This is a genomic window from Paraburkholderia sp. Ac-20336 (assembly GCF_017105025.1).
Taxonomy (GTDB): domain Bacteria; phylum Pseudomonadota; class Gammaproteobacteria; order Burkholderiales; family Burkholderiaceae; genus Paraburkholderia.
The window spans coordinates 1-19,732 of record NZ_JAAGPS010000134.1 but is presented as its reverse complement, the minus strand read 5'-3'; the positions used below and the strand labels follow the sequence as shown (position 1 = coordinate 19,732).

The window sequence follows — 19,732 nt, the reverse complement described above, 5'->3', positions numbered from 1 at the left end:
GCGTGAACCGGCCGGCGGAGCTGCCGGCCGACGGCGTGGTCGCCGCGGTCGATCTCAAGGAATTCGACGCCGACGCGTGGCGCCTGCTCTTCGCGCAATTGCGTAACAACGGCAGCGCCGGCGCGCCCGCAGCAAACGCCAATGCCGCCGCCACAAGCACCGCGGCGCCCACTCCGGCCGCCGCGCCGCCACAGCCCAACCCCGCGCTCACGCAATTCCTGCCGAGCCGCTTCGCGTTGCACGTCGACACGCTGACGCTGCTCAAGCGCCACTGGGACAACGTGATCGTCGGCGCATCGCGCGCGGACCGCACCTGGCAGGCGAACATCGCCTCGAATCAGGTGTCGGGCCACGTGTCGTGGCTACCGGGCGCGACCCGCGACTCGCCGGGCTCGCTGCAGGCGCGCTTTGCGCGCGTCGTGATTCCGTCGGTCGCGGACAAAGACCTGCTCGGCCCGGCGATGTCGGCGCCCGCGCAAAACATGCCGTCGATCGATCTGGTCGTGAACGAGCTGATCGTGCGCGACCGCAACATCGGCAAACTCGAAGTCGACGCGCACAACTTCGAGGAAAACGGCGTGCCGGTTTGGCAACTCGACAAGTTCGACGTCACCAATCCCGCCGCGACACTAAGCGCGACCGCGAACTGGCGCACCTCGACCGAACTCGCCAGTTCCGCCGACGAAACCACGCCGCGCCGCACCGTGTTCGATTTCAAGCTCGACATCAAGGATGCCGGCGCGCTGCTCGAACGCCTCGGCCTGCCGAAGACGCTCAAGGGCGGCAGCGGTTCGCTGGCGGGCAAGGCCGCCTGGCAAGGCGGTCCGGCGAGGATCGACTATTCGACGCTGAACGGCAACCTCGCGCTCGATCTGCGTCACGGCCAGATTCTCAAGATCGATCCGGGCGTCGCAACGCTGCTCGGCGTGCTGAGCCTGCAAAGCCTCGCGCGCATCGCCACGCTCGATTTCCGCGACGTGATCGGCGAAGGGCTACCGTTTTCGAGCGTGACCGGCACCGCGCAGATTCACGACGGCATCGCCCGCACCGACAACTTCAGAATGGTGACCGCGCCGGCGCGCGCCGAGATGGCCGGCTCGGTCGACATCGCGCAGAAAACCCAGGACCTGCACCTGCACGTCGTGCCGACCGTCAGCGCGGGCTCCGCGGTGATCGCCGCGACGGTCGTCAATCCGCTGATCGGCCTCGGCGCGCTGATCGCCGATATCGCGCTCACCCACGGGGTGTCGCACGTGTTCGCGCGCGAGTACGCGATCACGGGCTCGTGGGCGAAACCGCACATCGAGCGGGTGACGACCGAACGGGGTAAGATGGACGCTCCGGCTTCGACCGTGGAAGCGCCCTGAGCCGCGTTCGAGCCCGCCCTGAACGACGCATGCGGCGTCCGCGGTTCGCACCGCCGCTGTGCCGGGAGCCTTTCGACACGCTCATGAGCGAAACACACGTCTCTTCATCGCCGTCCGCCGCGGCATCCGGCGGCTCCTTCATCAGCCCCTTCCGGGTCGCCGCGCTGCAGATGGTCAGCACGCCCGATCGCGAGCGCAATCTCGCCGACGCGGAACGCCTGATCGCCGAAGCCGCCGCCGACGGCGCGCAACTCGTGCTGCTGCCCGAATACTTCTGCTTCATGGGCTTCAAGGACACCGACAAGCTCGCCGTGCGCGAGCCCTACCAGGACGGCCCGATCCAGCGCTTTCTCGCCGACGCGGCGCGCCGCCACAAGCTCTGGGTGATCGGCGGCACGCTGCCGCTCACCGCGCCGGAAGCCTCGCGCGTGCTGAACACGACGCTCGTGTTCGACCCGCACGGCAACGAAGCCGCGCGCTACGACAAGATTCACCTGTTCAGCTTCGAGAAGGGCGAAGAATCGTTCGACGAAGCGCGCACGATCCGCCCCGGCACCGAGGTACGCGGCTTCGAGGCGCCGTTCGGCCGGGTCGGCCTGTCGGTCTGCTACGATCTGCGCTTTCCGGAGCTGTATCGGCGCATGGGCGACTGTGCGCTGATCGTGGTGCCGTCCGCCTTCACCTACACGACCGGCCGCGCGCACTGGGAGCTGCTGCTGCGCACCCGTGCGATCGAAAACCAGTGCTATGTGCTCGCCGCGGCGCAAGGCGGCAAACATGAGAACGGCCGCCGCACCTGGGGCCACAGCATGCTGATCGACCCGTGGGGCGAGATCGTCGCGGTGCGCGACGAAGGCGCCGGCGTGGTCGCCGGCAACCTCGAACGCGCGCGGATCGACGAAGTGCGGCAGAGCCTGCCGGCCTGGCGTCATCGCGTGCTGACCTGAATCCGACATTGAAACTGCGGCGCCCGCCACGCATATGGTGGCTCAGGCGCTCCCCGCCCCCCTCGTATCGAGCAGAACATATTTCGCATGAACATCATCGAATCCGGTATCCGTAATCTCGCCGCCGCCAAGGACATTCTCCTCACGCCCTATGGTCTCGACGAGTCGCTGCTCACGCGCACGCTCGCCGAAATCTTCACGCACCGCGTCGACTACGCGGACCTCTACTTCCAGGCGACCCGCAGCGAAGCGTGGAGCCTCGAGGAAGGCATCGTGAAGTCGGGCAGCTTCAGCATCGATCAGGGCGTCGGCGTGCGCGCCGTGTCGGGCGACCGCACCGCGTTCGCCTACTCGGACGACCTTTCGCCCGAGGCGATCCGCCAGGCGGCCATCGCCACGCGCGCGATCGCCAGATCGGGCGGCGGCAAGCAGAAGATCAAGGTGGCCTCGTCGCTGACCGGCATCGCCGGGCGCGATCTGTACCTGCCGTCCGATCCGCTCCATTCGCTCGACGCGACCGCGAAGGTCAAGCTGCTCGAGCGCATCGAACAGATGGCGCGCGGCCGCGATCCGCGCATCCAGCAGGTGATGGCGGGCCTCGCCGGCGAATACGACGTGGTGCTCGTCGCGCGCAGCGACGGCGGCTTCGCGGCCGACATCCGGCCGCTCGTGCGCGTCTCGGTCACCGTGATCGCCGAGCAGAACGGCCGCCGCGAAATCGGCAGCGGCGGCGGCGGCGGGCGTTTCGACTACGGCTATTTCACCGACGAAGTGCTGTCGCGCTACGTCGACGACGCGGTGCATGCGGCGCTCGTCAATCTCGACGCGCGGCCGGCGCCGGCCGGCGCGATGACGGTCGTGCTCGGCCCGGGCTGGCCCGGCGTGCTGCTGCACGAGGCGATCGGCCACGGGCTCGAGGGCGACTTCAACCGCAAGGGTTCGTCGGCGTTCGCGGGACGCATCGGCGAGCAGGTCGCCGCGAAGGGCGTCACCGTGGTCGACGACGGCACGCTGCCGAACCGCCGCGGCTCGCTCAACATCGACGACGAAGGCAACCCGACCCAATGCACGACGCTGATCGAGGACGGCATCCTGAAGGGCTACATCCAGGACACGCTGAACGCGCGCCTGATGAAGATGCCGGTCACCGGCAACGCGCGGCGCGAATCGTACGCGGCGCTGCCGATGCCGCGCATGACCAACACCTACATGCTGAACGGCGACAAGGACCCGCAGGAAATTCTCGCGTCCGTGAAGAACGGCCTCTATGCGGTGAACTTCGGCGGCGGCCAGGTCGACATCACGAACGGCAAGTTCGTGTTCTCGGCTTCCGAGGCCTACATGATCGAGAACGGCAAGATCACGTATCCGGTCAAGGGCGCGACGCTGATCGGCAGCGGCCCGGAATCGCTGAAGTACGTCACGATGATCGGCAACGACATGAAGCTCGATTCGGGTGTCGGCGTGTGCGGCAAGGAAGGCCAGAGCGTGCCGGTGGGCGTCGGCCAGCCGACGCTGCGCATCGAGCGCATGACGGTCGGCGGCACCGCCTGATTCTGCAAGTCATGCACGTTTCGTGCGAAAAAAGTACGAAACGTGCGGATTACCCGCATTTTTATAGGCCCATGCTTGTCAAGCGAGCCTGTACCGGGTTATAAAGTCACTCACCTTTTTTGACCAGCAACGCATTTCACCTCGCCATGTCCGCCAAGTTTTATTTTTACTTTTTTTGGTATCTCAGACCGCTGGCGGATCAAGAGGGGTGTTAGTGCACGCAGGACACCAAGAATTCCCGAAAAACCGCCAGCCAGCCTGGCGGTTTTTTTTCGCCTCACGCTTTTGAAACACCGGCTTTTGAAACCTTGCTTCCAGACGAACTTTGACACCCGCTACTCACGCGAACACGCTACGAACTACGAACCGATTCAGGAGAACCCCATGCCCCCGCACAACACCGACGATGTCCGCATCCGCGAATTGAAAGAACTCACGCCGCCCGCTCACCTGATTCGCGAATTCCCGTGCGACGAGTCGGTCTCCAACGTGATCTACGACTCGCGCAACGCGATGCATCGCATTCTGCATGGCATGGACGACCGCCTGATCGTCGTGATCGGCCCGTGCTCGATTCACGATCCGAAGGCCGCGATCGAATACGCAGGACGTCTGATCGAACAGCGCAAGCGCTTCGCCGGCGAACTCGAAGTCGTGATGCGCGTGTACTTCGAAAAACCGCGCACGACGGTGGGCTGGAAGGGCCTCATCAACGATCCGCACATGGACAACAGCTTCAAGATCAACGACGGCCTGCGCGCCGCGCGCGAGCTGCTGTTGCACATCAACGAACTCGGCCTGCCCGCCGGCACCGAATACCTCGACATGATCAGCCCGCAGTACATCGCCGATCTGATCTCGTGGGGCGCGATCGGCGCGCGGACCACCGAGTCGCAGGTGCACCGCGAACTGGCTTCGGGACTGTCGTGCCCGGTCGGCTTCAAGAACGGCACGGACGGCAACGTGAAGATCGCCGTCGACGCGATCAAGGCCGCCTCGCAGCCGCACCATTTCCTCTCGGTCACGAAGGGTGGCCACTCGGCGATCGTGTCGACGGCCGGCAATGAGGATTGCCACGTGATCCTGCGCGGCGGCAAGGCGCCGAACTACGACGCCGACAGCGTCAACGCCGCCTGCGCCGACATCGGCAAGGCAGGTCTCGCCGCACGCCTGATGATCGACGCGAGCCACGCGAACAGCTCGAAGAAGCACGAGAACCAGATTCCGGTGTGCGCGGACATCGGCCGCCAGATCGCCGCGGGCGACGAGCGGATCGTCGGCGTGATGGTCGAGTCGCACCTCGTGGCGGGCCGCCAGGATCTGCAGGAAGGCGGCACGCTCACGTACGGCCAGAGCGTTACCGATGCGTGCATCGGCTGGGACGAAAGCGTCACGGTGCTCGAAGGTCTCGCCGAAGCCGTCAGGCAGCGCCGCGTGGCACGCGGCAGCGGCAACTGAACGCCTGCCGCGCCGCTGCTCCGGCAGTTCGTCAGTCATCCGTAGAAAACCCGGTTCGGCTTCGAACCGGGTTTTTTATTGGCCGAACGGACGATGGTGCTGCGCGCGCCGCCTCTGTACCGTAACAGCTCGTTGTCCGCTTGCATGTGACGCCTTCGCAACGCGTGCGTACCTGACTCAGAGGCATGCAAACGGACTTGACCGGGCTGGATGGCTCGTATAATATTTTATACACAAAGGCGGCTATGGAGCAGGAAAAAGAAATTCGCTGATTAGGTTCGAGCTTGCGCGATCGGCTCGCCTTTCCCGCTGAAGCACGTCGTCGCGCGGGGTTTCAACTGCACAAGATTCAGGCGGGACTCGACCCCGACGACTGGAAAGCGTTCGACTCGATCGGCGCCGGAACGCGCGAAATCCGCATCAAAGACGAAGACGGCATTTTTCACGTGATGTATGTGAGTAAGTTTGTCGAAGCGATCTACGTGCTGCATTGTTTTCAGAAGAAAACGCAGAAGCTCGGGCCGCGAGACAAAAAGATCGCCGAGATGCGCTACCGCGCGATCATTAACGATAGGAAACCTTATCAATGACGACCGACACCCGCATTCGCCACGTCACCCAACCCGGTGCAAATCTGTTTCTCGAACTCGGCTTTTCCGCCGAAGAAGCGAAGCGCCTGCACGCGGCGTCGCAAAAGCAGATCAACGACACGCGCCTGCTCAAGGAGCAGCTCATGACCGAGCTGTCGAGCTGGATCGAACAGCATCATCTGAAGCAGGCCGAGGCGGCGGAAATTCTGATGGTGTCGCGCCCGCGCGTATCCGACGTGGTCAACAAGAAAACCACCAAGTTCACGATCGACACGCTCGTCGAAATGATGAGCCGCATCGGCAAGCCGGTTACGCTCGCGATCGGCTAACGCGGGGCCCGGTGCCTGATGCCATGCGCACCCGCGCACCATTCGCTCAATTGCACTCAATGCGTGCCGCGATCGTGCTGCCATAGCACGTCGGTGCCGCCATCCGCGCGATTGAGCACGCGCGCGAGCACGAACAGCAGATCGGACAGCCGGTTCACATATTGACGCGGCGCCACGTTGATTGCCTCATGCTCGCCGAGCGCCACGATCGCGCGTTCGGCGCGGCGGCAGACGGTGCGGCACACATGCGCGAGCGCTGCGGCGCGCGAGCCGCCGGGCAGAATGAATTCCTTCAGCGGCGGTAATGCGGCGTTGTAGTCGGCGAGCCAGCCGTCGAGCTGGGCGAGATGCCGCTCGGTAATCATCGTGTGGCCGGGAATGCAGAGCTCGCCGCCCAGATCGAACAGATCGTGCTGGATCGCCACCAGCGCCGCGCGCACGCCGTCGGGCAGGCTCTCGCACAACAGCACGCCGAGTTGCGAATTGAGTTCGTCGACATCGCCGATCGCGGCAATGCGCGCGCTGTCCTTGCGCACGCGGCGGCCGTCGCCGAGACCGGTGGTGCCGTCATCGCCGGTGCGAGTGGCGATCTTGCTCAGGCGGTTGCCCATGATGTCCCCCATACGTTCAGTGGCGATACGCCCACCACGTTTATCCATATTGCGCGCATCGCGAAATCGCCGCCATTATATGAGCCGGGAAGCCGAGCCGAGCGCGGACCGGTGCCGGCCCACGGACGATCGGCGTAAAATGAAATGAATGCGGCACACATAAGCCGTGCCCTCAAAAATCTTTCATGAAATCGGAGTAAGCGCTTTGCATGAAACCGAAGCAGGAGCTTCGCCGGGAACCGAATGACGCGCGAGAGCGCTCACTTCGGCCAACCGCAGGCACCACTCGGGTCGACCGCCAAGCCGCCCACTCCGTTCGACAGGAGACATGCGTGAACCATCCCGTGCCGCCGGCCCCGTTGCGCCGGCCGTTTCCCGCCGAACTGCTGAACCAGCTCAAAGCCGCGTTCGGTGAACGCGTGTCGGTTGCCGAAGCCGTGCGCGCGCATCATGGCCGCGACGAATCGCCATTCGATCCCCAGTTGCCCGACGCCGTCGTCTTCGCGCACACAACCGAAGACGTGCAAACCGCCGTCAAGCTATGCGGCCAGTACGACGTGCCGATCATTCCGTACGGCAACGGCTCGTCGCTCGAAGGGCATCTGCTCGCGGTGCAAGGCGGCGTGTCGATCGATCTGTCGGCCATGAACCGCGTGCTGTCGATCAACGCCGAGGACCTCACCGTCACCGTCGAGCCCGGCATCTCGCGCAAGCAGTTGAACGAAGCACTGCGCGACACGGGCCTCTTCTTCCCGATCGATCCGGGTGCCGACGCGAGCATCGGCGGCATGTCGGCCACGCGCGCGTCGGGCACCAATGCCGTGCGCTACGGCACGATGCGCGAAAACGTGCTCGGCCTCGCGGTCGTGCTGGCCGATGGCCGCGTCATCAAAACCGGCACGCGCGCGCGCAAATCGTCGGCGGGGTATGACCTCACGCGGCTCTTCGTCGGCTCCGAAGGCACGCTCGGCGTCATCACCGAAATCACGGTGCGGCTTTATCCGCAGCCCGAAGCGGTATCGGCCGCGATATGCGCGTTCCCGTCAATGGGCGATGCGGTACGCGCGGTCATCGAGACGATCCAGATCGGCGTGCCGATCGCGCGCGTCGAGTTCGTCGACTCGCTCGCGGTGCGCTCGATCAACCGCCACTCGAATCTGACGCTGCGCGAAGCCCCCACGCTGTTCTTCGAATTCCACGGCACCGAGGCCGGCGTCAAGGAACAGGCCGAACTCGTGCAGGACATCGCCGCGCAAAATGCCGGCGAGGGTTTCGAATGGGCGACGCGCCCCGAAGACCGCAGCCGTTTGTGGAACGCGCGTCACAGCGCCTATTTCGCGATGCTGCAACTGAAGCCCGGCTGCCGTGCGGTCACGACCGATGTCTGCGTGCCGATCTCACGCCTCGCCGAATGCGTGGTGGAAACGGAGCAGGATCTGAAGGCCTCGCCGCTGCCCTGCCCGATCGTCGGCCATGTCGGCGACGGCAACTTCCACGTCGCGATCCTGATCGACCCGGACAAGCCCGAGGAACTCGAAGAAGCCGAGCGCCTGAACCATCGCATCGTGCAGCGCGCGCTGCGCATGGACGGCACCTGCACCGGCGAGCATGGCGTCGGCCTGCACAAGATGCGCTTCCTGCTCGAGGAACACGGCGACGTCGCGGTCGATACGATGCGCTCGATCAAGCATGCGCTCGACCCGCGCAATCTGATGAACCCGGGCAAGATATTCAGCTGGGCGGCCTGACGCAGACCGGGCACGCCGGAAGCGGCGGCCGCCACATCGGGCGGCGGTCGCGCCGGCCTCGAAACGCGGTGGCCCGGAACGATGTGACTCAAAACGCCGTGACCCGGAACGACGTGACTCGAAGCGAATCGGCTCGCAACGAGGCCGCCTGAAACAACCGGCTCGAACGAAGAGCCGGATCGGCAAAAGCAAGGGGAGACAAGTTACATGAACGCACCCGCTGAACTGTCGGCCGAAGTACTCGCCCAGCGCCAGCGCGAAGTCGTGCAGGCGCTGATGGCCGTGTTGCCGAATCATTGTTTGCTGTATCGCGAGGAAGACACCGTCGCGTACGAATGCGACGGCCTCGCCGCTTACCGGCGTCTGCCGCTCGCGGTTGCGTTGCCGGAAACCGAATCGCAGGTGCAACGCATCGTGCAGATCTGCCATCGCCTCGGCGTGCCGATCGTGCCGCGCGGCGCGGGCACCGGCCTCTCGGGTGGCGCCATGCCGATCCGGCATGGCGTGGTCGTGTCACTCGCGCGCTTCAGGAAAATCGTCGAGGTCGACTCGTATGCGCGTACCGCCACGGTGCAGCCGGGCGTGCGCAATCTCGCGATCTCCGAAGCCGCGGCGCCTTACGGGCTCTACTACGCGCCGGACCCGTCCTCGCAGATCGCCTGCACGATCGGCGGCAACGTGTCAGAGAATTCGGGCGGCGTGCACTGCCTGAAATACGGCCTCACGGTGCACAACGTACTGCGCGTGCGCGCGGTGACGATGGAAGGCGAGATCGTCGAATTCGGCTCGCTCGCGCCGGACGCGCCCGGGCTCGATCTGCTCGCGGTGCTGATCGGCAGCGAGGGTATGTTCGCGATCGTCACCGAGGTCACAGTCAAGCTGATCCCGAAGCCGCAGACGGCGCAGGTCATCATGGCCAGTTTCGACGACGTCGTGAAAGGCGGCGACGCGGTGGCCGGCATCATCGCGGCGGGCATCATTCCGGCCGGCCTCGAGATGATGGACAAGCCGGCCACGCGCGCGGTCGAGGAATTCGTCAACGCGGGCTACGACCTCGACGCGGCGGCGATCCTGCTGTGCGAATCGGACGGCACGCCCGACGAGGTCGCCAACGAGATCGTGCGCATGACCGCGGTACTGCGCGAACACGGTGCAACCCGCATCCAGATTTCGCGCACGGAAGAGGAACGGTTGCGCTTCTGGTCCGGGCGCAAGAACGCGTTTCCGGCCGCCGGCCGCATTTCGCCGGACTACTACTGCATGGACGGCACCGTGCCCCGCCGCAGTATCGGACCGCTGCTCGCGCGCATCGAAGAGATGGAGAAAAAATACCGGCTGCGCTGCATCAACGTGTTCCATGCCGGCGACGGCAACATGCATCCGCTGATCCTATTCAACGGCAACGACAAGGACGAGTGGCACCGCGCCGAGGAATTCGGTTGCGACATCCTCGAAGCCTGCGTGGAACTGGGTGGTACGGTCACGGGCGAGCATGGCGTCGGCATCGAGAAGATCAATTCGATGTGCGTGCAGTTCTCACCCGAGGAACGCGACACGTTCCACGCGGTCAAGCGCGCATTCGACGCGCCCGGCCTGCTGAACCCCGACAAGGGTATTCCCACGCGGGCGCGCTGCGCCGAATACGGCAAGATGCATGTGCGCGGCGGGCTGCTGCCTCACCCTGAGCTGCCGCGCTTCTAGCGTCCGTTGCCGCTCGCATCGTTCATGCTCGCGTCGCGCATGAAGCGCGCACCGCAAAAGGCGGGGCAGGCGCTCCGTTGCATAGCGCCTGCCCCGCCTTTCGCGGTCCCTTCAGCCGATCTGCCGATGCGGGTGCGCTCCTGGTTGCCAGCGAGCCCCCGCCCGGTACAATCAACCGAAACACAACGAGCAGGACACCATGGAAGAGGACGACATCGTCGCCGTTTGGTCCGAACGCGTGCGTTCGGCCAGCGCAGAAGGACGCGCGCTGCGCGTCCGGGGCGGCGGCACCAAAGACTGGTACGGTCAGACGCTGGAAGGTGAGATCCTCGACACGCGCGCTTATCGCGGCATCATCGCCTACGATCCGGCCGAGCTCGTCATCACCGCGCGCGCGGGTACGCCCCTGCTGGAGATCGAAGCCGCGCTCGCCGAGCACGACCAGATGCTCCCGTTCGAGCCGCCGCACTTCGGGCCGCAGGCCACCTTCGGCGGCTGCATCGCCGCGGGCATTTCCGGGCCGCGCCGCCCGGCCGTCGGCGCGGCGCGCGACTTCGTGCTCGGCGCCGTCGTCATGAACGGCCAGGGCCAGGTGCTGCATTTCGGCGGCCAGGTCGTGAAGAACGTCGCCGGTTACGACGTCTCGCGGCTGCTGGCGGGCTCGCTCGGCACGCTCGGACTGATCCTCGAACTGTCGGTCAAGGTGCTGCCGCTGCCGCAGGCCGAAGCCACGCTGAAGTTCGACATGAACGGCACCGACGCGGTCCGCAAGCTCAACGAATGGGCCGGCCGGCCGCTGCCGATCACCGCGAGCGCATGGCGCAACGGCACGCTCGCCGTGCGGCTCGCGGGCGCGGAAGCCGCGGTCAAGGCGGCGCGCGCGGCGCTCGACGGCGAAGTCGTCGATGCGGTCGAGGCCGAGCGTTTCTGGGCCGGCCTGCGCGAGCAGACCGATGCGTTCTTCTCGGCGATCCCGCCGAAGGCCGCGCTGTGGCGTCTCGCGCTGCCGTCGATCACCGAGCCGCTGCAACTGCCCGGCGCGCAACTGATGGAATGGGGCGGCGGCCAGCGCTGGTGGATCACCGACACCGACGCGCAAACCGTGCGCATCAGCGCGAAGCAGGCCGGCGGCCACGCGACGATCTTCCGCAGCGGCCACGGCTACGACCGCAGCGCCGGCGTCTTCACGCCGCTGCCCACGCCGCTGATGAAAATCCATCGCGGCCTCAAACACGCCTTCGACCCGGCCCGCATCTTCAATCGCGGCCGTCTCTACCCCGACTTCTGAGCGACGCGATGCAAACCAACCTCGCGGACTTCATTCGCAATACGCCCGATGGCAACGAAGCGGACGCCATCCTGCGCAAGTGCGTGCATTGCGGTTTCTGCACGGCCACCTGTCCGACCTACCAGTTGCTCGGCGACGAACTCGACGGCCCACGCGGGCGCATCTATCTGATCAAGCAGATGGTCGAAGGCGCGCCGGTCACGCGCAGCACGCAGGTCCACCTCGACCGCTGCCTCACCTGCCGCAACTGCGAATCGACCTGCCCGTCCGGCGTGCAATACGGGCGGCTCGTCGAAATCGGCCGCAAGCTCACCGAAGAGAAAGTCAGGCGCCCGCTCAACCAGCGGCTGCTGCGCCGCGTGCTCGCGAGCGTCGTGCCGAACAGCGTGATCTTCACGCCGGCGATGCGGCTCGGCCAGCGCGTGCGCCGCATCCTGCCGAAAAAGCTGCGCGACAAGGTGCCCGCGCGGCAGAACCCGCTCGCATGGCCCGCCGCGAAACACGAACGCAAGATGCTGATGCTGGCGGGCTGCGTGCAACCGTCGATGATGCCGAACGTCAACATCGCGACCGCGCGCGTGCTCGATGCGCTCGGCATCGAAACGGTGGTCGCGCCCGAGGCCGGCTGCTGCGGCGCGATCCGCCTGCACCTCGGCTATCACGACGAAGCGCTCGACGACCTGCGCGCCAATATCGACGCATGGTGGCCGCACGTCGAACAGGGCGCCGAGGCGATCGTGATGAACGCCTCGGGCTGCGGCGCGACGGTCAAGGAATACGCGCATCTGCTGCGCCACGATCCCGAATACGCGGAGAAAGCGCGCCGCATCGTCGAGCTGACGCGCGACGTCGCGGAAATACTGCCGGAGTTCGAGGAACAGCTTGTCGCGATCACGCGGCGCCGCTCGGTGCACACGGTCGCGTTTCATCCGCCCTGCACGCTGCAGCACGGCCAGCAGATACGCGGCAAGGTCGAGCAGTTGCTGAGCGCGCTCGGCGTCGACGTGCGCCTGCCCGCCGACAGCCATCTGTGCTGCGGCTCGGCCGGCACCTATTCGCTGACGCAGCCGCGTCTCTCGTACGCGCTGCGCGATCAGAAGCTCGAGCGGCTGCAGGCGCAGGAGCCGCAGGTGATCGTGTCGGCGAACGTCGGCTGCATCGCGCATCTGCAAAGCGGCACGTCGACGCCGGTCGCGCACTGGATCGAGCTGGTCGAGCACATGCTGTCCGTATAATCGGGGCATCGTCTTCGCTGAACACCGGCTCGCTCCATGTCCGACCTGCTCCACCACCTCGCGCACAACCTCGCCGACGTGCGGCAGCGCATTGCCGAAGCCGCGCGGGCGGCCAGGCGCGATGCGCAATCCGTGCGGCTGCTCGCGGTCTCCAAGACGTTTCCCGCCGATGCCGTGCGCGCCGCCCATGCGGCCGGCCAGCGCGCGTTCGGCGAGAACTACGTGCAGGAATCGCTCGACAAGATCGAGGCCTTGGCCGATCTGCGCGCGTCGCTCGAATGGCATTTCATCGGGCCGCTGCAATCGAACAAGACGCGCCCCGTCGCCGCGCATTTCGACTGGGTGCATTCGGTCGACCGGCTCAAGATCGCGCAGCGGCTCTCCGAGCAGCGCCCCGACAACCTGGCGCCGCTTAACGTGTGCCTGCAAGTCAACGTCAGCGGCGAGGCGTCGAAGAGCGGTGTCGGCATCGCCGAGGCGGCGGAAATCGCGCAGCAGATCGCCGCGCTGCCAAAGCTGAAGCTGCGCGGACTGATGTCGATTCCCGAACCGGCCGGCGATCTCGCGGCACAACGCGCGCCGCATCGCAAATTGCGCGCGCTGTTCGAACGCCTGCGCGGCGACGGGCTCGCGCTCGACACGCTCTCGATGGGCATGTCGGCCGACCTCGAAGCCGCCGTGCTCGAAGGCGCGACGATCGTGCGCGTCGGCACCGCGATTTTCGGCGCGCGCGATTATTCGCACTGAGCTTTTTCCCGGGCATTCGCGCGCGGCTGCGCGAGCGCCCTCGTCGCATTCCCGCTTCTTATCTGAACCTCACCGGACCATCATGAAAATTGCGTTTATCGGCGGCGGCAACATGGCCGCGGCGTTGATCGGCGGCCTCATCAAGCGCGGCGTCGCGCCGGCTGATCTGTACTCGATCGATCCGAACGAAGACGCGCGCAAGCGCAACGAAGAGCAATTCGGCATCCGCACCGGCGCGAGCGCCGACAGCGCGCTCGCCGCCTACGACGCGGTCGTGCTCGCGGTGAAGCCGCAAATCCTCAAGAGCGTGGCCGAAGCACTCGCGCCGCATCTGCAGGCGTCGCAACTCGCCGTGAGCATCGTCGCGGGCATCCGCATCGCCGACATGTCGCGCTGGCTCGGCGGCCACGGCCGCATCGTGCGCGTGATGCCGAATACGCCGGCGCTGATCGGCATGGGCGTGACGGGCCTCGTCGCCACGCAGAGCGTCGACGAAGCGGGCCGCGCGCTCGCGTCGCAGGTGCTCGGTGCGGTCGGCGAAACGGTCTGGTTCGACGACGAAGCGAAGATCGACGCGGTCACCGCGATCTCGGGCAGCGGGCCGGCCTATGTGTTCTATTTCATCGAGGCGCTGCAGGAAGCCGCGCGCCAGCTCGGCATGGACGAAGCGCAGGGCCGCGCGCTCGCGGTCGCGACCTTCACCGGCGCCGCGCAACTGGCGGCCAATTCCGACGAGCCGCCGGGCGTGCTGCGCGAACGCGTGACGTCGAAAGGCGGCACGACCGCGGCGGCGCTCGCCTCATTCGACGCGAGCGGCATCAAGGATGCGATTGTGCGCGGCGTGCTCGCGGCGGATGCGCGTGCGAAGGAGATGGGCGAGGAGTTCGGCAAGCAGTAAGTGGCCGGGCGGCGATGGGGCGGCGGCCATGCGATGCTCGGGTAGCTATCTCGTAGCGATCGGGTCGCTATCGGGCGGCGCTCAGGCATCCGCCGGAAAACAGAGCGACGGCCTGGCGCTCGAAACCACCCGCACATCGTCACGCAGAAGCAAAAAACGCCGTAGGTGGCCACCCTTCGATTCAGGGCAGGCACCTACGGCGTCGAAAAACAGCAATAGCCGCAGCGGCCGGATCAGCCACCGCGCACGCGCATCAGAACGAAGCCGCCGCGTAATGCGCGGCAATCCCCGCGAACAGCGCGCCGCCGAGCCAGTTGTTATGGCGGAACGCGGCAAAGCACGGCATGCGCTCGCGATTGCGGATCAGCGTGTAGTGATAGATCGCGCAGCCTGCTGCCGCGGCCCAACCGATCCAGTACAGCACGCCGAAACCGAGCGTCACGCCAATGCCGACGTAAATCCCGAGCGTCACCGCGTAACACAGCATGACCGCGGCCACGTCGAAGCGGCCGAACGTCAGCGCCGAGGTGCGGATGCCGATCTTGATGTCGTCGTCGCGATCGACCATCGCGTATTCGGTGTCGTAGGCGACCGACCAGAAGATGTTCGCGAGCAGCATCACCCATGCAAGCAGCGGCACGTGATCCTGGATCGCGGCGAATGCCATCGGAATGCCGAAGCCGAACGCAATGCCGAGATAGGCCTGCGGAATCGCGAAGAAACGCTTCGTGAACGGATACGAGCCGGCAACGAACAGCGCCACCACCGACAACTGCTTCGTCAACGCGTTGAGCGGCAGGATCAGCAGAAACGCGAGCAGCGACAAACCGGTGGCGAGCGCCACCGCTTCCCATGCCTTGATCTTGCCCGAGGTGAGCGGACGGTTTTCGGTGCGCTTCACATGGCGGTCGAAATCGCGGTCCGCGTAATCGTTGATCGCGCAGCCGGCCGAGCGCATCAGCACCGTGCCGATCGTGAAGATCACGAGCAACTGCCAGGACGGATGGCCGCCGGACGCGATCCACAGCGCGTTGAGCGTCGGCCACAGCAACAGCAGGCTGCCGATCGGCTTGTCCATGCGCACGAGGCGCAGATACAGGGGAAGTCGTGCGAACATGGGACGGATTCGATGAAGTGCGAACACGGTCCCGCTATTTTACGGGATGTGCGTGACGCGCCCGGATTCGCGCGGCTGCGTATCGAGGTGCGACGCGAGCCGCACGACGCGTGCATTTAAACGACGCAATAGCGACGCAACGGCGGCGCAGCCGCGGCGCAAAAAACAAAGCCCCCTGTGCAGGGGGCTCGTTCGTTGCAGCGCGACGCGGACGTTGTCCGCACACCGGCATCAGATGCCGCTCAGGCGCAACTCAAACGCGCTTTACGCCAGCATCGAGCGCAGCATCCACGCAGTCTTTTCATGCGTCTGCATGCGTTGCGTGAGCAGGTCGGCGGTCGGTTCGTCGTTGGCGGCTTCCGTCGACGGGAAGATCGCGCGCGCGGTACGCACCACTGCTTCCTGACCTTCGACCAACTGGCGGATCATCTCTTCGGCCGCCGGCACGCCGTCGGCTTCGGGAATCGACGACAGCTTCGCGAAGTCGCGGTAGCTGCCCGGCGCATGCACGCCCAGCGCGCGGATGCGTTCGGCGATCGCGTCGACGGCGAGCGACAGTTCGTTGTATTGCGTTTCGAACATCAGGTGCAGCGTGTTGAACATCGGACCCGTGACGTTCCAGTGGAAGTTGTGGGTCTTCAGGTACAGCGTGTAGGTATCGGCGAGCAGACGCGAGAGCCCTTCCGCGATCTTCTTGCGATCCTTGTCGCTAATCCCGATGTTGACGTGCTGTACGGCTGCAGCTTCTTTCTTGGCCATGATGACTCCTTTGAAGAGTGATACGGACCGGTCGGCAAATGACGGTCAGCAGAAACGGATATAAAACGTTCGACAGTGTAGCGTGAAACCCCGCTGCGTTAGCCGGGTGCCGGGCTACGCCGTCATGCCGACGGCACCCTGCGCCGACTTGCCTTCACCTTATCGTCACAGCGGTGTTGCGTTGATTGACATGTTCGGGGCAACTGCACAAAAAGCCCTGTATTCAACCACCGAAAACGTGCTGCAACGCCTGCACGGCGATCACCGCAAAACCACTCGCAACGATCGCGCAGCCGACCGTCTTGCGCAACATCCACGCATGTCGATGCGCCTGCATGCCGCGTGCGGTGCTCGGGCCGCCGATGGTTGCCATCATCATCTGAATCATGATCCTGCTCCCGGTTCGTATCGTTGGTTCGTACGTTACCCGCGTAGTGGGCGGCGTCCGCTTCCGGCATCACCTGAATCGCGCAGCGCCACGTCGGGAAATTGCCCGCGTCGAGGCTGTTCACCCGATCGCGCGGCACCAGCGCGTCAGGCGGCCAGAACCCGGTCGACCAGCAGCGACAGAGCGACCGTGCGAAAACTCGGCACGACACGCGGCGTAGCCGCTTGCGCAGGGGTGGAAACGTGAACGGGCTGCGAATTCGCTTGCATGGTGTTGTCCTCCTGGCTTGCCTCGGGTTCCGCGCTTCGGGTCCGAACACTCAGCCTTATGAAATAAAGGGATCGGGCGATCCACGGAGGAAACTATATCAACCCTATCGAATTCTCGCATTTGATTAATTTAATCTATTCGATAGCGCTTGCGCCCTGTTTGTGAGACATCCACACGGGCATCCGCACCGACAGCGCGGTGCGGAGCCCGCCATCAGTTGACGGCAGCCGGCAGATCGAGCTTCTTGACGCCCGGCAGATCGCACGCGGCGATCGCGTCGCAGATCGCATCGATCGCGGGCATGCGCGTGAAGCTCTTGCGCCACGCGAGCACGACGCGGCGGTCCGGCACGGGTTCGTCGAACGCGACATAGCTGAGCAGGCCCGCGTCGATGCCGGCCGCGTGCGGCCTGACTTCGTGCACCGACATGCGCGGCAGCACGGTAATGCCGACGCCGCTCGCGACCATATGGCGAATCGTTTCGAGCGAGGAGCCCTCGAAGGTCTTCTGGATGCCGTCGGCGTTCTGCGAAAAGCGCATCAGCTCGGGACACACGCCGAGCACGTGATCGCGGAAGCAGTGACCGCTGCCGAGCAGCAGCATGGTTTCCTGCTTGAGGTCGTCGGGGTCGATCTTCGGACGGTTTTCCCATGCGTGACCGGAAGGCAGCGCGACGACGAACGGCTCGTCGTAGAGCGGGCGCAGCATCAGGCCCGTTTCGGGAAACGGCAGCGCCATGATCGCGACGTCGATTTCGCCCTGCTTGAGCAGTTCGATCAGCTTGAGTGTGTAATTTTCCTGCAGCATCAGCGGCATCTGCGGGACGCGCTGGATCATCTGCTTGACGAGCGTGGGCAGCAGGTACGGCCCGATCGTGTAGATCACGCCGAGGCGCAGCGGGCCGACGAGCGGGTCCTTGCCCTGCTTGGCGATTTCCTTGATCGCGAGCGTCTGTTCGAGCACGCGTTGAGCCTGCGTGACGATCTGTTCGCCGATCGGCGTGACGCTGACCTCGCTCGTGCCGCGCTCGAAAATCTGCACGTTCAGCTCGTCCTCGAGCTTCTTGATGGCCACGGACAGCGTGGGCTGGCTAACGAAGCACGCTTCGGCCGCCCGGCCGAAGTGGCGCTCGCGAGCCACCGCCACGATGTATTTCAATTCGGTGAGCGTCATTCGGGGATCAATCAGTATGGAGGATTTGATAGGTTCTAGTTATACACCTATAGGGTCGGTTCGCCAACCTTTGCGGGATTTTCGGCGAGCGTTTGGCGGGGTTGGGTCGCGCGGATTCGCGCTTAGGTGCGCTTAGGTGCGGCAGTTACGCGCCATCAAGCCGAACCCGCCCGCGCCTTCAAGCCCGCGCACGCGCCCACTATCACGCTTTCAGATATTGCTCGCGCGCGCCGAGCCAGCGCGCGAGATGCTGCAACACCACCTCGGGGTATTTTTCGAGCAGCACCGCGGCTGCCTCGCGCGCGGGCTCGATCAGCCACTGGTCGTTCTGCAGATCGGCGAAACGCAGCATCGCCGCGCCCGACTGCCGCGCGCCAAGAAACTCGCCCGGCCCGCGAATTTCGAGGTCGCGGCGTGCGATCTCGAAGCCGTCGGTGGTTTCGCGCATCGTTTGCAGACGCGAGCGCGCGGTCATCGACAGCGGTCCCGTATAGAGCAGCACGCAGACCGACGCGGCGCTGCCGCGCCCCACGCGACCGCGCAACTGGTGCAGCTGCGCGAGGCCGAAGCGCTCGGCATGCTCGATCACCATCAGCGACGCGTTCGGCACGTCGACGCCCACTTCGATCACGGTCGTCGCGACCAGCAGCTGGATTTCGTTGCGCGAGAACGCATCCATCACGGCGGCCTTCTCGGCCGGCGCGAGGCGCCCGTGCACGAGCCCGACCTTCAGTTCGGGCAGCGCCGCCGCGAGCGTTTCGTAGGTCTCGACCGCGGTCTGCAACTGCAAGGTCTCGCTTTCCTCGATCAGCGGACACACCCAGTACACCTGGCGCCCCGTCAGCGCCGCCTCGCGCACGCGGCCGATCACCTCTTCGCGGCGCGCGTCGGAGACGAGCTTGGTCAGGATCGGCGTGCGGCCGGGCGGCAGTTCGTCGATCGTGGAAACGTCGAGGTCGGCGTAGTAGGTCATCGCGAGCGTGCGCGGAATCGGCGTCGCGGACATCATCAGCTGATGCGGCTGGAAATCGCGCGCGCCGTCGGCGGCGTTCTGCGCCTTGGCGCGCAGCGCGAGCCGCTGCGCGACGCCGAAGCGATGCTGTTCGTCGACGATCACGAGGCCGAGCCGCGCGAACTCGACCGCGTCCTGGATGATCGCGTGCGTGCCGATCACAAGCTGCGCGGTGCCGAGCGCCGCCGCTTCGATCGCGGCGCGCTTCTCCTTCGCCTTCAGACTGCCCGCGAGCCACGCGACGTTCACGCCGAGCGGTTCGAGCCAGCCGCGCAGCTTGCGCGCGTGCTGCTCGGCGAGGATTTCGGTCGGCGCCATCAGCGCGGCCTGGTAGCCGGCATCGATCGCCTGCGCGGCGGCGAGCGCGGCGACGATCGTCTTGCCGCTGCCGACGTCGCCCTGCAACAGGCGCTGCATCGGATGCGGCTGCGTCAGATCGAGCGCGATCTCGCCGCCGACGCGCTCCTGCGCCGCCGTCAGCGAAAACGGCAGCGCCTTCAGCAGCCGCGCGACCAGCGCCGCGTCGTCGCCGAGCTTGCG

At 65.7% G+C, this 19,732-nt stretch carries 19 protein-coding genes; 12 read left to right on the top strand and 7 right to left on the bottom strand.

Translation table 11 applies throughout. The features are described from left to right. The 6 genes from GXB81_RS26065 to GXB81_RS26040 all read left to right on the top strand — a co-directional run. Window positions 1-1,367: AsmA-like C-terminal region-containing protein (locus GXB81_RS26065; RefSeq protein ID WP_277396806.1), on the top strand; the 1,367-nt coding region annotated here is incomplete at its 5' end. Between the two features lie 83 nt (window positions 1,368-1,450). Continuing rightward, window positions 1,451-2,314: a carbon-nitrogen hydrolase family protein gene (locus GXB81_RS26060; RefSeq protein ID WP_205990710.1), complete on the top strand. Its 864-nt coding sequence runs from the start codon at window positions 1,451-1,453 to the stop codon at window positions 2,312-2,314. Between the two features lie 87 nt (window positions 2,315-2,401). Continuing rightward, entirely contained in the window at window positions 2,402-3,868 is a 1,467-nt protein-coding gene (gene tldD, locus GXB81_RS26055) for a metalloprotease TldD (RefSeq protein ID WP_205990709.1), read from the top strand. A gap of 384 nt (window positions 3,869-4,252) precedes the next feature. Further along, the gene (gene aroG, locus GXB81_RS26050; protein WP_167035999.1) at window positions 4,253-5,326 is read left to right on the top strand and encodes a 3-deoxy-7-phosphoheptulonate synthase AroG; all 1,074 of its coding nucleotides are present in this window, start codon (window positions 4,253-4,255) and stop codon (window positions 5,324-5,326) included. A 284-nt stretch (window positions 5,327-5,610) separates the two neighbouring features. Next, window positions 5,611-5,916 carry a type II toxin-antitoxin system RelE/ParE family toxin gene (locus tag GXB81_RS26045; protein ID WP_241016519.1) on the top strand — a complete coding sequence of 102 codons (306 nt, stop codon included), beginning with the start codon at window positions 5,611-5,613 and terminating at the stop codon, window positions 5,914-5,916. Then, window positions 5,913-6,245 carry an XRE family transcriptional regulator gene (locus GXB81_RS26040; RefSeq protein ID WP_167035996.1) on the top strand — a complete coding sequence of 111 codons (333 nt, stop codon included), beginning with the start codon at window positions 5,913-5,915 and terminating at the stop codon, window positions 6,243-6,245. The genes GXB81_RS26045 and GXB81_RS26040 overlap by 4 nt, the downstream gene beginning before the upstream one ends. Window positions 6,246-6,301: 56 nt before the next feature. Here the strand turns inward: GXB81_RS26040 and GXB81_RS26035 are convergent, their stop codons facing one another. Beyond that, entirely contained in the window at window positions 6,302-6,856 is a 555-nt protein-coding gene (locus GXB81_RS26035) for a cob(I)yrinic acid a,c-diamide adenosyltransferase (protein ID WP_205990708.1), read from the bottom strand. A gap of 332 nt (window positions 6,857-7,188) precedes the next feature. On the opposite strand from GXB81_RS26035, the gene GXB81_RS26030 reads away from it, so the two are divergent. The 6 genes from GXB81_RS26030 (at window position 7,189) to proC (ending at window position 14,473) form a co-directional block, all read left to right on the top strand. After that, window positions 7,189-8,604: an FAD-linked oxidase C-terminal domain-containing protein gene (locus tag GXB81_RS26030; protein WP_205990707.1), complete on the top strand. Its 1,416-nt coding sequence runs from the start codon at window positions 7,189-7,191 to the stop codon at window positions 8,602-8,604. 207 nt (window positions 8,605-8,811) lie between these two features. Then, a complete protein-coding gene (locus GXB81_RS26025) occupies window positions 8,812-10,305 on the top strand; it encodes an FAD-linked oxidase C-terminal domain-containing protein (RefSeq protein WP_167035987.1) in 1,494 nt (497 codons plus the stop codon). A 199-nt stretch (window positions 10,306-10,504) separates the two neighbouring features. Continuing rightward, window positions 10,505-11,593: a glycolate oxidase subunit GlcE gene (glcE, locus tag GXB81_RS26020; protein ID WP_167035984.1), complete on the top strand. Its 1,089-nt coding sequence runs from the start codon at window positions 10,505-10,507 to the stop codon at window positions 11,591-11,593. A gap of 8 nt (window positions 11,594-11,601) precedes the next feature. Next, a complete protein-coding gene (gene glcF, locus GXB81_RS26015; protein WP_167035981.1) occupies window positions 11,602-12,828 on the top strand; it encodes a glycolate oxidase subunit GlcF in 1,227 nt (408 codons plus the stop codon). 36 nt (window positions 12,829-12,864) lie between these two features. Beyond that, a complete protein-coding gene (locus tag GXB81_RS26010; RefSeq protein ID WP_205990706.1) occupies window positions 12,865-13,575 on the top strand; it encodes a YggS family pyridoxal phosphate-dependent enzyme in 711 nt (236 codons plus the stop codon). Window positions 13,576-13,657: 82 nt separating this feature from the next. Continuing rightward, complete coding sequence (gene proC, locus GXB81_RS26005) at window positions 13,658-14,473, top strand: pyrroline-5-carboxylate reductase (protein ID WP_167035975.1); 816 nt, start codon at window positions 13,658-13,660, stop codon at window positions 14,471-14,473. Between the two features lie 253 nt (window positions 14,474-14,726). On the opposite strand, the gene ubiA is transcribed toward proC, so the two are convergent. The 6 genes from ubiA to recG form a co-directional block, all read right to left on the bottom strand. Continuing rightward, window positions 14,727-15,590, bottom strand: coding sequence for a 4-hydroxybenzoate octaprenyltransferase (gene ubiA, locus GXB81_RS26000; RefSeq protein WP_167284244.1), 864 nt, complete (start codon window positions 15,588-15,590; stop codon window positions 14,727-14,729). Between the two features lie 264 nt (window positions 15,591-15,854). Continuing rightward, on the bottom strand, window positions 15,855-16,349 hold the full coding sequence (locus tag GXB81_RS25995; RefSeq protein WP_167035969.1) for a Dps family protein: 495 nt from the start codon (window positions 16,347-16,349) through the stop codon (window positions 15,855-15,857). A 223-nt stretch (window positions 16,350-16,572) separates the two neighbouring features. Beyond that, window positions 16,573-16,737: a hypothetical protein gene (locus GXB81_RS25990; RefSeq protein WP_167035966.1), complete on the bottom strand. Its 165-nt coding sequence runs from the start codon at window positions 16,735-16,737 to the stop codon at window positions 16,573-16,575. A gap of 146 nt (window positions 16,738-16,883) precedes the next feature. Then, window positions 16,884-17,006: a hypothetical protein gene (locus GXB81_RS31815; protein WP_275691473.1), complete on the bottom strand. Its 123-nt coding sequence runs from the start codon at window positions 17,004-17,006 to the stop codon at window positions 16,884-16,886. 214 nt (window positions 17,007-17,220) lie between these two features. Then, window positions 17,221-18,180, bottom strand: coding sequence for a hydrogen peroxide-inducible genes activator (locus GXB81_RS25985; protein ID WP_167284245.1), 960 nt, complete (start codon window positions 18,178-18,180; stop codon window positions 17,221-17,223). Between the two features lie 202 nt (window positions 18,181-18,382). After that, window positions 18,383-19,732 (bottom strand): ATP-dependent DNA helicase RecG (gene recG, locus GXB81_RS25980; RefSeq protein ID WP_205990705.1); only part of this gene is annotated, 1,350 nt, incomplete at its 5' end.